This window comes from Candidatus Aminicenantes bacterium (assembly GCA_026393795.1).
GTDB lineage: Bacteria > Acidobacteriota > Aminicenantia > UBA2199 > UBA2199 > UBA2199.
Genome location: JAPKZL010000063.1, coordinates 1 through 11,612 on the forward strand (window position 1 = coordinate 1; position 11,612 = coordinate 11,612).

The 11,612-nt window shown below is 58.6% G+C and carries 16 protein-coding genes; 13 read left to right on the forward strand and 3 right to left on the reverse strand.

From position 1 onward, the window contains the following. The 3 genes from NTW95_02860 to NTW95_02870 all read right to left on the reverse strand — a co-directional run. A partial coding sequence (locus NTW95_02860) for a hypothetical protein (GenBank protein MCX6556361.1) occupies nucleotides 1-791 on the reverse strand: 791 nt, incomplete at its 3' end. A gap of 422 nt (nucleotides 792-1,213) precedes the next feature. Next, complete coding sequence (locus NTW95_02865; protein ID MCX6556362.1) at nucleotides 1,214-1,960, reverse strand: phosphatase PAP2-related protein; 747 nt, start codon at nucleotides 1,958-1,960, stop codon at nucleotides 1,214-1,216. A gap of 3 nt (nucleotides 1,961-1,963) precedes the next feature. Then, entirely contained in the window at nucleotides 1,964-2,542 is a 579-nt protein-coding gene (locus tag NTW95_02870; protein MCX6556363.1) for a hypothetical protein, read from the reverse strand. A gap of 180 nt (nucleotides 2,543-2,722) precedes the next feature. Here NTW95_02870 and NTW95_02875 point away from each other — a divergent pair, with 180 nt between their 5' ends. The 13 genes from NTW95_02875 to NTW95_02935 all read left to right on the forward strand — a co-directional run bounded on the left by NTW95_02875 (nucleotide 2,723) and on the right by NTW95_02935 (nucleotide 11,610). Next, nucleotides 2,723-3,322, forward strand: coding sequence for a TetR/AcrR family transcriptional regulator (locus NTW95_02875; GenBank protein MCX6556364.1), 600 nt, complete (start codon nucleotides 2,723-2,725; stop codon nucleotides 3,320-3,322). Then, entirely contained in the window at nucleotides 3,319-4,176 is an 858-nt protein-coding gene (locus NTW95_02880; protein ID MCX6556365.1) for a 4Fe-4S binding protein, read from the forward strand. The genes NTW95_02875 and NTW95_02880 overlap by 4 nt, the downstream gene beginning before the upstream one ends. Before the next feature lie 29 nt (nucleotides 4,177-4,205). After that, entirely contained in the window at nucleotides 4,206-4,523 is a 318-nt protein-coding gene (locus NTW95_02885; GenBank protein ID MCX6556366.1) for a cupin domain-containing protein, read from the forward strand. Nucleotides 4,524-4,923: 400 nt separating this feature from the next. Beyond that, a complete protein-coding gene (locus NTW95_02890; GenBank protein MCX6556367.1) occupies nucleotides 4,924-6,099 on the forward strand; it encodes a NifS family cysteine desulfurase in 1,176 nt (391 codons plus the stop codon). Between the two features lie 26 nt (nucleotides 6,100-6,125). Continuing rightward, nucleotides 6,126-7,091, forward strand: coding sequence for an iron-sulfur cluster assembly scaffold protein (locus NTW95_02895; protein ID MCX6556368.1), 966 nt, complete (start codon nucleotides 6,126-6,128; stop codon nucleotides 7,089-7,091). Between the two features lie 141 nt (nucleotides 7,092-7,232). Next, complete coding sequence (gene rplU / locus NTW95_02900; protein ID MCX6556369.1) at nucleotides 7,233-7,580, forward strand: 50S ribosomal protein L21; 348 nt, start codon at nucleotides 7,233-7,235, stop codon at nucleotides 7,578-7,580. Continuing rightward, the gene (rpmA, locus tag NTW95_02905; protein ID MCX6556370.1) at nucleotides 7,580-7,831 is read left to right on the forward strand and encodes a 50S ribosomal protein L27; all 252 of its coding nucleotides are present in this window, start codon (nucleotides 7,580-7,582) and stop codon (nucleotides 7,829-7,831) included. Before rplU ends, rpmA begins: the two co-directional genes overlap by 1 nt. 61 nt (nucleotides 7,832-7,892) lie before the next feature. Beyond that, on the forward strand, nucleotides 7,893-8,891 hold the full coding sequence (obgE, locus tag NTW95_02910; protein ID MCX6556371.1) for a GTPase ObgE: 999 nt from the start codon (nucleotides 7,893-7,895) through the stop codon (nucleotides 8,889-8,891). 58 nt (nucleotides 8,892-8,949) lie between these two features. Then, nucleotides 8,950-9,531: a hypothetical protein gene (locus NTW95_02915; GenBank protein ID MCX6556372.1), complete on the forward strand. Its 582-nt coding sequence runs from the start codon at nucleotides 8,950-8,952 to the stop codon at nucleotides 9,529-9,531. Beyond that, nucleotides 9,521-9,919, forward strand: a complete 399-nt coding sequence (gene rsfS / locus NTW95_02920) for a ribosome silencing factor (protein MCX6556373.1) — start codon at nucleotides 9,521-9,523, stop codon at nucleotides 9,917-9,919. The genes NTW95_02915 and rsfS overlap by 11 nt, the downstream gene beginning before the upstream one ends. Continuing rightward, nucleotides 9,885-10,805 carry a sigma 54-interacting transcriptional regulator gene (locus NTW95_02925; protein MCX6556374.1) on the forward strand — a complete coding sequence of 307 codons (921 nt, stop codon included), beginning with the start codon at nucleotides 9,885-9,887 and terminating at the stop codon, nucleotides 10,803-10,805. The genes rsfS and NTW95_02925 overlap by 35 nt, the downstream gene beginning before the upstream one ends. Continuing rightward, a complete protein-coding gene (locus tag NTW95_02930) occupies nucleotides 10,792-11,256 on the forward strand; it encodes a 23S rRNA (pseudouridine(1915)-N(3))-methyltransferase RlmH (protein MCX6556375.1) in 465 nt (154 codons plus the stop codon). The genes NTW95_02925 and NTW95_02930 overlap by 14 nt, the downstream gene beginning before the upstream one ends. A 9-nt stretch (nucleotides 11,257-11,265) precedes the next feature. After that, nucleotides 11,266-11,610 carry a TraR/DksA family transcriptional regulator gene (locus NTW95_02935; GenBank protein ID MCX6556376.1) on the forward strand — a complete coding sequence of 115 codons (345 nt, stop codon included), beginning with the start codon at nucleotides 11,266-11,268 and terminating at the stop codon, nucleotides 11,608-11,610. The last annotated feature ends 2 nt before the right edge of the window (nucleotides 11,611-11,612 follow it).

Genomic DNA, 11,612 nt, shown 5'->3' on the forward strand with positions numbered 1-11,612 from the left:
CAGGGCTGGAAGAACGTCTCGGGTTGGGCCAGAACGGCCAGGCCGATCAGAATCAGCGGCAGAGCTCCAAGCCAGCGCGAGGGCAGCTTGAGGAACTTGTCCCACCTCGGGGTGGCTTTGCCGAGGAGCTTTTGCAGCAACACCCAGCCGTAGAGCGGAACCAGCAGCAGCACCAGGTTGAGCAGCAAGGCGACGAGCAGTCCGCCGTTCGAGACCGCGCCCAGTCGGGAATAATTGACCCAGGAATTGCTGCTGGCGCCGATCTTGGTCAGGGCGGAAAAAGCCTGGATGATCTGGGCCAGGCCGATCAGCCCCAGGGCCAGGAAGGCGAAGGCGACGAACATGCGCACCGTATTTTTCAGGCCGACGAAAACGGCGTCCATGATCTGCGGCTGCGCCGCCAGCAGGTACAGCGCCAGGCCCAAAAACAGGAAGAGCATGAAGAGCGGGTTGACGAGGATAGTGAAGGAAAAATAATCCAGGCGTCCGCCCGGGGCGAATACCAGGTCCAGCTGCTGGAAGAGCCAGTGCACGAACAGCAGCAACGCCGGGATGAACGGCAGCCATTTGTTTTTTTCGGCCGTGATGGCCCGGTTTTTCAACAGCGGCGCCAGCATAAAATAGCCACCGAGCAGGGTGGCCACATAGGCCAGGAAATAGGATATCGTGCTGACCCGGAACGGTTCGCTGAATTCACGGAAGAAATTCACCCACAAGCCGATGAACGCGACCAGCCAGACAGCCAGGTAGAGTTTCACGTAATCGGCGCGTTTGTTCAAATAAACACTCATTTGTCCCTCCTATTTAACTCCCGTTAATTATAGATAAAACGGTTTTTTTTGTCAAAAGATAACGAGAACAACTGACCTAATTGGGAAATTTAAAAACTCATCCCCTACCCCCCTTCGGTGGCAGACAACACCGATCATCCGCCTATCCTGGTTGCTCTCACTATGATTTTAACCTGTTCTCAAAGTGGTTAAAATCATTTAGTGAGACAATACCAACACTAGATAGGTTTTGTAACCCTTTGGGTTCCAAAAAACCTATAGTGTTGGTACGGATTTGATCGGTTTGTGCTGCCCTTCTCTTCAAAAGAGAAGGGGACTTAACAAACATTCAATTAGCACTAATTGATCTGCGTAGGTTTTGAATTTTTACTTCGTTACTCCCCTCTCTTTCAAAAAGAGAGGGGGGAAGGGGGTGAGTAATTTTATGCGTGGCCGTCGAGCTGGGGAAACCTCCGGCACAGCCAGCGGTCGCCCAGGGTAAAGACGGTGAAGGTGATGGCGTAGGCGCCGATGACGTCGATGGTGTAGTGCAGGTGCGAAAAGAAGACGACCAGCAGGCAAAAAATCTGCAGGAACATGAATACACGCGACTCGCGCTTGCCGAGCCGGCGCGAATACAAATAAAGCAGGAAGGTGGTGGCGACATGGCCGGAAAAAAACATGTCCTTGGTCAGGAATACCCCGGCCGTGTCACGGACCAGGGCTTTGTAGGGATTGACCAGCTGCCACCATGCCGGCCACAAGTCGAACGGCCGCAGGGCGTTGATATCGGGGCGGTTCGTCGGGCCGAGACCGGTCAGGGGGATCATCAGGCCGCGGGTCAGGGAGATGACGCCGTCGATGATGATGAAGCGGGCAAAGAGCCTGCGGTCGCGATAGAGCAGATAGAAGGCCGGGGGGAAATAGCAGGCGATCCAGAAATAATAGTTCCAGCGGGCTACCCAGGACAGGCGCGGCACCACGGCCAGCACCAGGTCGGGAAGGTGCGGCGCCGGCCGCAATTCGTTAAACAGCACCGGGATCAGCATCAGGCTGTGGCACAAATAGCGGAACAGGACGGCGGCCGCCAGGTAGCCGAAAAAAACCCGCCAGGGATATTCCGCCTGCCCCGGCCGCGGAGAAGCGGCGGCACGGGACGGAGAGAAAACGGAAACGTTCGCGGTTTTCACCGCCTATCTTTTGGTGGCGGTCCAGACCCCCTGGGCGCCGTCGGCCAGCATGAAGGTGCCGCTCATGGTCGTCTTGCTGTCGAATTGGCCGACATACTGTTCGGTCATCCAGTCGTCCTGGAACACGACCTCCTTCTTGTTCACGACCGTGTACTGGCCCTGGGTCGTCTTGCCGTTTTCGTTGCGGACATAGACGCCCATCGCCTTGTCGCGCTCGTCCCAGGCGGTGAATGTCCAGACGCTGTCGAAATCGGTATAACCCTCGGTCGTATAGTCGTTATGGAAATCCCAGACCCCGGTGATGTCGTATTTGATCTTGGAAACCAGGTAGACAAGCAGGAAAATGCCGGCGGCCACGGCGGCGATGCCGAGGACGATGGGCAGGACGTTTCTCGAGCTGATCTGGATGCCGGTTTGCAGCTCCTTTTCATAATAATTCGGGGACGTCTCGGAGCTCCCCGCGCTTTCATCGTTCTGGCTGAGCGCTTGCCCGGCCGGCATGGGCTGCGAATGGATCGGCAACAGGAACAGGAAGGTCAGGGTCACACACACGGCGATCATTTTTTTATGGCTTTTGATCATGACTGCAAGCCTCCTCGCTCACGGTCACTTATAGTATTTTTTCCCCCAAAAGTCAATGGCTCCCGTTAAAGAGGTCCTGCCAAGCCGGCCCGATAAATAAAACATGAAAACAGTTGACAAACAACCTAATTAATACTATAATGGTTATGTTAGTGAACGCTAACTAACAGGAGGCGCTCCGTGGAACGCTTGAACGACCGGCAGAAACAAATCACCGCGGCCGCCCTGGGCATCATCAGCGAACGCGGCCTGGAAGCGCTGACCATGAAGGCCATCGCCCAGAGGGTGGGCTTCAGCGACGCCGCCGTGTACCGCCATTTTCGGGACAAGTCCGGCATGCTGAGCGCCATGGTGGACGGCTTCGCCGCTGATTCCCTCCACGCCCTGGAGCGCATCGGCCGCGGCGGCGGTTCCGGACTGGAAACAATCAGGGGCTTTTTTCTCGACCGCTGCCGGGCTTTTGCCGTTGACCGGGCCCTGGCCATTGTCCTGTTCGCCGAGGATCTTTTCAAGAGCGACCCGGTTCTGGCGGCCAGGATCCACGGCGTCATGCGCGATCATCGCCGCCTGCTGCTGCGAGCGATTCGCCTGGGACAGCGCCAGGGCCTGCTGGCACCCCTCCCCGCCGCGCATCTTTTCACCGTCATCATGGGTTCGCTGCGCCTGCTGGTTTTGCAATGGCTGGTCGGCGGCTGCGGATTAGACCTGCCCCGAGCCGGGGAAAAACTGTGGCGTTCGCTGGCAACGCTGCTGGCCATAAAACCAAGGAGATCGTCATGAAAAGAAAAATCATTCGCATCGACCACGAAACCTGCAACGGCTGCGGTCTCTGCCTGCCCAACTGCCCCGAGGGGGCGCTGCAGCTCATCGACAACAAGGCCAGGCTGGTATCCGACCTGTTCTGCGACGGCCTGGGGGCCTGCATCGGCACGTGCCCGCTGGGGGCCATTTACGTCGAGGAACGGGAGGCGGAGCCGTACGACGAGCAAAAGGTCATGGCCAACATCGTTCCCCAGGGCGAAAACGTCATTCGCGCCCACCTGGCCCACCTGGCCGCCCACAACGAGCAGAACTACCTGGAGCAGGCGCAACAGTTCCTGCGCGCCAGGGGCCTCCCCCTGCCCGCTGCGGACGAAGCAGCGGCGCCGTTCCAGGGCTGCCCAGGCTCACGCCCGCACGACCTTCGCGGCCGCGACGCCCCCAGTCCGGCCAGCGCATCCGCCAAGGGCAGCGAAACCCCTTCGGGGGCTCCCGCACCTTCGCAGCTGCGCACCTGGCCGCTGCAACTGCATCTGCTCAACCCGCAGGCCTCGTTTTTCGACGACGCCGACTTGCTGATCGCCGCCGACTGCGTCCCCTTCGCCTACGCCTCCTTTCACGGCGATTTTCTGCAGGGCAAAGTGCCGATCGTCTTCTGCCCCAAGCTCGATCACGCCAACGACCAGTACCTGGCCAAGCTGACGGCGATCCTGCAGTCGCACCCCATCCGCTCCCTGCACATCGTGCACATGGAGGTCCCCTGCTGCTCGGGGACGACGTCGCTGGTGCGCGAGGCGCTGGCCCGCTCGGGAAAAGTCGTTCCCGTCCACGACACCACCATCTCGCTCCAGGGCGAGTTGATCGCGACCAAATAGCCCATGGCTGAAAATAAAAGGAGGATTCCATGCCCGAAATAATGAATGTCAAAGGATTGGTGGCCTACCAGAAGGGGGCTATCGTCAGCAAAACCCTGGTCGAAAAGGAAACCGGCACGGTCACCCTGTTCGCCTTCGACGAGGGGCAGGCGCTCAGCGAGCACACGGCCCCGTTCGACGCCCTGGTCCAGGTCACCGACGGCCGGGCCGAGATCCGCATCGCCGGCGAGCCCCACCAGGTCGGCGAAGGCGAGATGCTCGTCATGCCGGCCAACAAGTCCCACGCCCTCAAGGCCCTCACGCGTTTCAAGATGATGCTGACCATGATTCGCTCGGAAAACAAATAAGCATGAGCAAATTGCGGAAATCGGCTATATAAATAGTTTAATTAATAATGCGTATCTATTCATTTTTTACAAATACATGAAAAAACTCACCCCCTCCGGGGACAGACCGATCAGATTCGCCAGGATAGGCGAATGATCGGAGCTGCCCCCGCGCCCCCTCTCTTTTTTTTAAGAGAGGGGGTTAAGAAGACTTCCTACTCCCCTTCTCTTGACAAAAGAGAAGGGGCTGGGCAGCACAAACCATCCGTCTATCCTGACGGATTTGGTTTGTCTGTCCCGCAGGGGGATGAGTTGGGAGCATTCAAATCATTGTGTGTTTTTGCAAGACTGAATCTTTACATAATGCTTCTTGCATTGAGGCGCCTTTGAATCTATAATTAGCAGCCAATGGAGTTCGATCATGGATAGAATCTACTTGGACAACAACGCCACGACGATTGTCGACCCGCGGGTAAAGGAAACGATGGAGCCGTTCTTTACCCAACAGTACGGCAACCCCAACTCGCTGCACGGCTTCGGCACCGAGGTCCACCCCGCCATGCGCCTGGCCATGGACCGCCTCTACGGGGGCATCGGCGCCGGCGATGAAGATGACATCGTCATCACCAGCTGCGCCTGCGAAGGCAACAACCACGTGCTGAAGGGCATCTGGTTCGACCTCATCCGCCAGGGTCCGAAGAACGAGATCCTGACCACCGAGGTGGAACACCCCTGCGTGCGCAACACCTGCGACTTCCTGGAAAGCCTGGGGGCCAAGGTCGTTTATATGCCCGTCAATGCCGACGGCATCGTCGACGCCGACACGCTGCGCCGGCACATCCATCCCGACCGCACCGCCCTGGTCTCGATCATGTGGGCCAACAATGAAACCGGGCTGATTTTTCCCGTCGCCGAACTGGCCGAGGTCTGCCTGGAAAACGGCGTGTTGTTCCATACCGACGCCGTGCAGGCCATCGGCAAGGTCGCGGTCGACCTGTCACGGGTGCCGGTCGACTTCCTCACCTTCAGCGCCCACAAGTTCCACGGTCCCAAGGGCATCGGCGGCCTGTTCATCCGCAGCGGGCGCAAGCTAACGCCGCTCATCCACGGCGGCGAGCAGATGGGCGGCAAGCGGGCCGGGACGGTCAACGTCCCCTACCTGGTCGGCATGGGCCTGGCCATGGAAATGGCGGTGGACAACCTGTCCTATGAGAGCAGCGCCGTGCGCCGCTTGCGCGACCGGCTCGAGGATGCCATCCTGGCCGTCCCCGACACGCTGGTGGTGGGCCAGCGCGAGCTGCGCATCCCGAACACCATCCTGGCCAGCTTCCGCGGCATCGAGGGCGAGGCCATGATCTGGGACCTGAACGCCAGCGGCGTGGCCGCTTCCACCGGCAGCGCCTGCGCCTCCGAATCGCTGGAGCCCAACCCGACCTTCGTGGCCATGCACATCAACAGCGAGCTGGCCCATACCGGCATCCGTTTCAGCCTGTCGCGCTTCACCACCGCCGAGGAGATCAAGCATGCCGCGGTGGTGATCCGCCGCTCGGTCGAGCGGCTGCGCGCCATCTCGTCCTCATACGGGAATGGAAAATAGGCGGGAGACAACAGGAGCAAGAAACAATGGCTAAGAACGATTTGATCGGCGGTTCGCTCTGGGAGCAATATTCGGCCAAGGTCGGAGAGCGCATGAACAACCCGCGCCACCGCGGCGAGATCACCGAACCGGAAGCCAAGGCCATGGGGGCGCGCCTGATCGTCGCCGACTGGGGGGCCGAAGCCTGCGGCGACGCCGTGCGCCTGTACTGGGCGGTCGACCCCAAGACCGACCGTATCCTGGCGGCGAAGTTCAAGAGCTTCGGCTGCGGCACGGCCATCGCCTCCTCGGACATGATGGCCGAGCTGGCGGTGGGCAAGACCGTCGACGAGGCCATGAAGATCACCAACATCGAAGTGGAAAAGTCCCTGCGCGACGCTCCCGATTCCCCGGCCATCCCGCCCCAGAAAATGCACTGCAGCGTCATGGCCTACGACGTGATCAAGAAAGCGGCGTCGGTTTACAAGGGAGTGGACATGGCCAGCCTGGTGGAGGAAGATATCGTCTGCGAGTGCGCCCGCGTCCCCTTGCGCACCATCAAGGACGTCATCCGCATCAACGACCTGAAGACGGTCGAACAGATCACCCAGTACACCAAGGCCGGCGCCTTCTGCAAGTCGTGCATCCGCCCGGGCGGCCACGAGCAGCGCAAATACTACCTGGTCGACATCCTGCGCGACACGCGCGCCGAGATGGAACAGGAAAAGCTGTTCGCCCAGGCCGACGCCGGCGACTTCGCCGCCAAGAACGTGATCCAGAAACACCGCCTGATCGAGAAAGCCCTGGATGAAAAGATCCGCCCGGCCCTGGCCGCCGACGGCGGCAGCCTCGAGGTCGTCGACATTCGCGAAGCGGAGGGGGCGGTCAACGTCTACATCCGCTACCTGGGGGCCTGCAAGGGCTGCATCAGCAGCACCAAGGGCACCCTGCAGTTCATCGAAAGCATGCTGAAGCGGGAATTGGCCGAATCGATCCGGGTGCTCCCCATTTAAAACCGGCCGCTCGGGACGAACGATCGCCCCGCTTTCCCCGCGCCTGGACAAAAATAGCCCACTCGGGATGAAGGAGCAAACATATTGACTAACCCCTGAATTTGTGTTATAAAAGGAACCATTGAAACCAAGGAGACGACCATGTTTGCCATACTTGAAACCGGCGGAAAGCAGTATAAAGTCGCCGAAGGCGATATTTTGGAAGTGGAGCTGCTTCCCGAAAAGCTCGTGAAGAAAAATACAGCCAGCCTGGACACCGTTCTGCTGCTGCAGGACGAAAAACAGCTTCATATCGGCAATCCCTACGTCAAGAACGCCAAGGTCAAGGCGAAAATCCTCGACGAGATCAAGGGCGATAAAATCCATATCTACAAGATGAAGGCCAAAAAAGGCTACCGCAAATCGCAGGGGCACCGGCAAAAACTCCACAAGAACCAGATCGAAAAGATTGAAATCAAAGCCAGCGCCAAGGTCAAGGAGACGGAATAATGGCTCATAAAAAATCGGGCGGCAGCGCGAAAAACGGTCGCGAAAGCGCTTCCAAGCGCCTTGGCGTCAAGAAATACGGCGGCGAAGCGATTCACGCCGGCTCGATCATCGTCCGGCAGAGGGGAACGCGCTTCAAGCCCGGCAAGAACGTCGGCCTGGGCAAGGACGACACCCTTTTCGCCCTGGCCACGGGCAAGGTGCGTTTCGTCACCAAGAGCGGACGCAAATTTGTCGAGGTCGATCCCAATTAATTTTTTCGCCGTTTCCCGCCCCGTCCCCGTCCCCATCCCCGGCCGTCCCCCCCGATAACCGATGTTCATCGACCGCACCCGAGTTTCCTTTCAAGCCGGAAACGGCGGCGACGGCTGCCAGAGCTTCCGCCGGGAAAAATTCATCCCCCGCGGCGGCCCGGACGGCGGCGACGGCGGCGACGGCGGCGATATCCTCCTGGTCAGCAGCCCCATCTGCCAGTCGCTCGGCGACTTCAAGTACATGAAGCTGTTCAAGGCCGAAAACGGCGGCCCGGGGCGAAGCAAGAAAAGAACCGGCAAGAACGGGGCCCCCGTCATCCTGCAGGTCCCGGCCGGGACCATGGTCAAGACATATCCCGACGAAAAGCCGATTTTCGATTTCGACCGCAGCGGTTTGCGCTTCGTCATGGCCAAGGGCGGCAAGGGCGGCCGGGGCAACGTCCATTTCAAGTCGTCGGTCAACCAGGCGCCGCGGCGCAGCGAAAAGGGTGAAAAGGGGGAACGCATCCAGGTCATCCTGGAACTGAAGCTCATCGCCTTCGCCGGCCTGGTCGGACTGCCCAACGCCGGAAAATCGACCCTGATCTCCAAAATCAGCTCCGCCAAGCCCAAGATCGCCGATTATCCCTTCACCACCCTGACGCCGAACCTGGGCGTGGTCGAGTTCGCCGGCCGCAGCCTGGTGGTGGCCGACATCCCCGGCATCCTGGAAGGAGCCCACCGGGGCGAAGGGATGGGGTTGGAGTTCTTAAGGCACATCGAGCGGACCCGAGTGCTGCTGTTCATCATCGACGTCGGGCCGTTCAGCCCGCTGCCGCCGCTGAAAAATTTTCACGTCCTGGAAAAAGAGCTGTCCCTGTACCACCCCCTGCTCCTGCGCAAGAAGATCATGGTCGTCGCCAACAAGATCGACCTGGCGGCGGACGAGCGCTCCGGGGCCGACCGCTTGCAAGATTATTGCCGCGAGCGTAAAATCCCCTACGTGGAAATATCGGCATTGCAGGGAAGCAACCTCTTGAAACTGAAAAAAACGCTGTTCGCATTTTATGAGCCAGAATAAGACAGGCATACTGGGTGGGACCTTCAACCCCGTTCACAGGGGACATGTCGAATTGGGATTGAGAATCAAGGCAGCCTTCGGTCTGGACAAAATCCTCTATATCCTGTCCGCCCATCCGCCCCACAAAAAGCTGCAGGCGCTGGCCGCGGCCGAACTGCGCCTGGCCATGCTGCGGGAAGCCCTGCGCCCCTACCCCGGGCTGGTGCCCTGCGACCTGGAACTCCGCCGGCCGGGGGAGTCCTGGACCATCGACACCGTCCGCCAGTTGAAAAGCAACTCCCCGACCGAGCGCTTCTATTTCATAACCGGCAGCGAAGGTTTTTTGAAAATCAAGACCTGGAAAGCCTACCGGCAGCTGCTGGCAGAAGTTTTTTTCATCATCGTCATGCGCCAGGGCGGTCATCGCGCCCGGGTGGAGCGCCTGCTGCTGAGCGAAAGCATTCCCTTCGGCATGGAACCCGGCCAGGGGCCGCATCCGTCGCAGCCGCCGGCCGCTTTCCTTTACGCCTACGCTTCCGAAACCCTGACGCTTTCGGCCACGGCCATCAGGAAAAAAGTCGCCCGCGGAGAGTGCGTCTCTCCCTGGGTGGAAAAGGGTGTTCAAACCATCATGGAGGAAAACAAACTATATGAAGATTGAGGAATTCAAGCGGGTAACGGACGATCTGCAAAGGCGCCGCATCCCCAGCGAGATCAAGAAAACGGTGCAGGTGCTGCTGGACAAAAAAGCGGAAAAAATCACAGTCCTGAAACTGAAGGGCCTTACCGATATGACCGATTTCTTGGTCATTTGTTCCGGGAATTCCTCCCGCCAGAACAATGCCCTGGCCGACGCCCTGCAGGAAACTCTGAAAAAAGAGCACCATTTGCAGCCCCTGGGCGTCGAAGGCAGGCGGCAGGCGGAATGGATACTGGTCGACTACGTCGATTTCGTCATCAACATCTTTTCAGCCGACTGGCGCAAAAAGTATGCGCTGGAAAAACTTTGGATGGATGCCAAACGATACGATTTTTACCCAGATTTCTAATCTCATTGATCGGAAATCGCTGCTCATCAAGGAAACGATCGAAAAGATCGCCCCCCTGCCGACGGCGGTCCTGTTGTACGGCGAGACCGGGACCGGCAAGGATTTCTGGGCCAAGGTCCTGGCCGGGCTCAGCCCCTTCCAGCCGCTGCTCAACCTGGGCTGCGGCGATGTGCCCGAGACGCTGCTGGAAAGCGAGTGGTTCGGATTCCACAAGGGGGCCTTCACCGGCGCCGACCGCGATTTCGACGGCAAATGGCAAACCGCGGCCAACGGCACGATTTTTCTCAACAATATCGATCTGCTCAGCCTGAACATGCAGGCCAAACTGCTGCGGGTGCTGGAAAGAAGAAGGTACTTTCCCCTGGGATCCAACCTGGAGAAGGAGATCACGGCCCGATTTGTTTTTTCGGCCGATGGCGCCATCGCCGAGAAAGTGCGCCGCGGCGAATTCCGTTCCGATCTGTATTTCCGCATCGCGGCCGTGAGCATCTTCATTCCCCCCTTGCGCGAGCGCCAGAACGACATCGAGCCGCTGCTGCGTTATTTCTGCCGGAAGCAGCAAGTGGAGATGCGTCTGGCCCCTGAGCTGGTGCAGAAACTGGTGGCCCATCCCTGGCCTGGCAACATCCGCGAAATGGAAAATTTTGTTTACGGGCTGTCGGTGCTCGGAACGGCCCTGGGCGAAAAAGAGGTCCGGTCGTTGCTCGACCAACCGCAGACCATCATGGCCATCATCGAATCCGGCGAAAGGTCGCTGGCCGAGGTCGAGCAAGAATACATCGGCTACCTGCTGCGCCGCTACAAGAACAAGAGCCGGGTGGCGCGCATCCTGAAGCTGTCGCGCAAATCCCTTTACAACAAGCTGAAAAGGTATGAAAACCATTGAATTGCTCTGCAGCGGCGAATTGAAATTTAAAAGCCTGCAGGAACTTGAAAAAAAGTATTTACAAAGCATTAATTATTTTGTAAAATTCAGCATAAAAAAAATGCGGGAAATCCGGCATGCGAAGGAAGCGTTCGTGAGGGAAAAGGAGACCACCATGTTCCTGGCCGAAATCGAGAAAAAAGACTACGTGATCGGCCTGGACCAGGACGGCAAGAAAATGGACTCGCGGCAATTCGCCGCTTTCCTCGAGCAAAAGATATCCTACCACCCGGGACGGCTGCTCTTCGTGATCGGCGGCTTCGCCGGCCTCGGCGATGGGCTGCGGCGGCGGACCGATCAGGCCATATCCTTTTCGGACATGACGTTCGCCCACGACCTGTTCCGCATCGTTTTTTTGGAACAAGTCTACCGGGCCTTGACCATCATCCATGGAATCAAATATCACCGATAGGAGATGAACATGAAGAAAGAACGGGACATCAAAATAAGAACACGACTGGAAGCCTTGCGCAACGAGATCTTCAAAGTCATCGGCTGGAACGAAACGGCGAGTGGCGGCGGCGGGGCCATGGACGAGATCGATCAGGCCAACGAACTCATCGAGAAGGAAATGGGCTACCTGATGTCATCCAACATGAGCAACAATTTGAAGGAAGTGGAGGAAGCCCTCGAAAGGATCAAGAACAAGGAATACGGAAAATGCCAGCATTGCGGCGCGGAGATCTCGTCCAAGCGCCTGGACGTGCTGCCGTTCGCCAAGTTCTGCGTCACCTGCCAGGAGAGCCTGGAAAGCGGCGATCACTAAAC

Bases quoted from the DNA above. Each gene is read 5' to 3' on its own strand.
- NTW95_02930 (MCX6556375.1), top strand. From the start codon at position 10,792: ATGAAAACCATTGAATTGCTCTGCAGCGGCGAATTGAAATTTAAAAGC.
- NTW95_02870 (MCX6556363.1), bottom strand. From the start codon at position 2,542: ATGATCAAAAGCCATAAAAAAATGATCGCCGTGTGTGTGACCCTGACC.
- obgE (MCX6556371.1), top strand. From the start codon at position 7,893: ATGTTCATCGACCGCACCCGAGTTTCCTTTCAAGCCGGAAACGGCGGC.
- rsfS (MCX6556373.1), top strand. From the start codon at position 9,521: ATGAAGATTGAGGAATTCAAGCGGGTAACGGACGATCTGCAAAGGCGC.
- rpmA (MCX6556370.1), top strand. From the start codon at position 7,580: ATGGCTCATAAAAAATCGGGCGGCAGCGCGAAAAACGGTCGCGAAAGC.
- NTW95_02890 (MCX6556367.1), top strand. From the start codon at position 4,924: ATGGATAGAATCTACTTGGACAACAACGCCACGACGATTGTCGACCCG.
- rplU (MCX6556369.1), top strand. From the start codon at position 7,233: ATGTTTGCCATACTTGAAACCGGCGGAAAGCAGTATAAAGTCGCCGAA.
- NTW95_02885 (MCX6556366.1), top strand. From the start codon at position 4,206: ATGCCCGAAATAATGAATGTCAAAGGATTGGTGGCCTACCAGAAGGGG.
- NTW95_02895 (MCX6556368.1), top strand. From the start codon at position 6,126: ATGGCTAAGAACGATTTGATCGGCGGTTCGCTCTGGGAGCAATATTCG.
- NTW95_02925 (MCX6556374.1), top strand. From the start codon at position 9,885: ATGCCAAACGATACGATTTTTACCCAGATTTCTAATCTCATTGATCGG.
- NTW95_02935 (MCX6556376.1), top strand. From the start codon at position 11,266: ATGAAGAAAGAACGGGACATCAAAATAAGAACACGACTGGAAGCCTTG.
- NTW95_02880 (MCX6556365.1), top strand. From the start codon at position 3,319: ATGAAAAGAAAAATCATTCGCATCGACCACGAAACCTGCAACGGCTGC.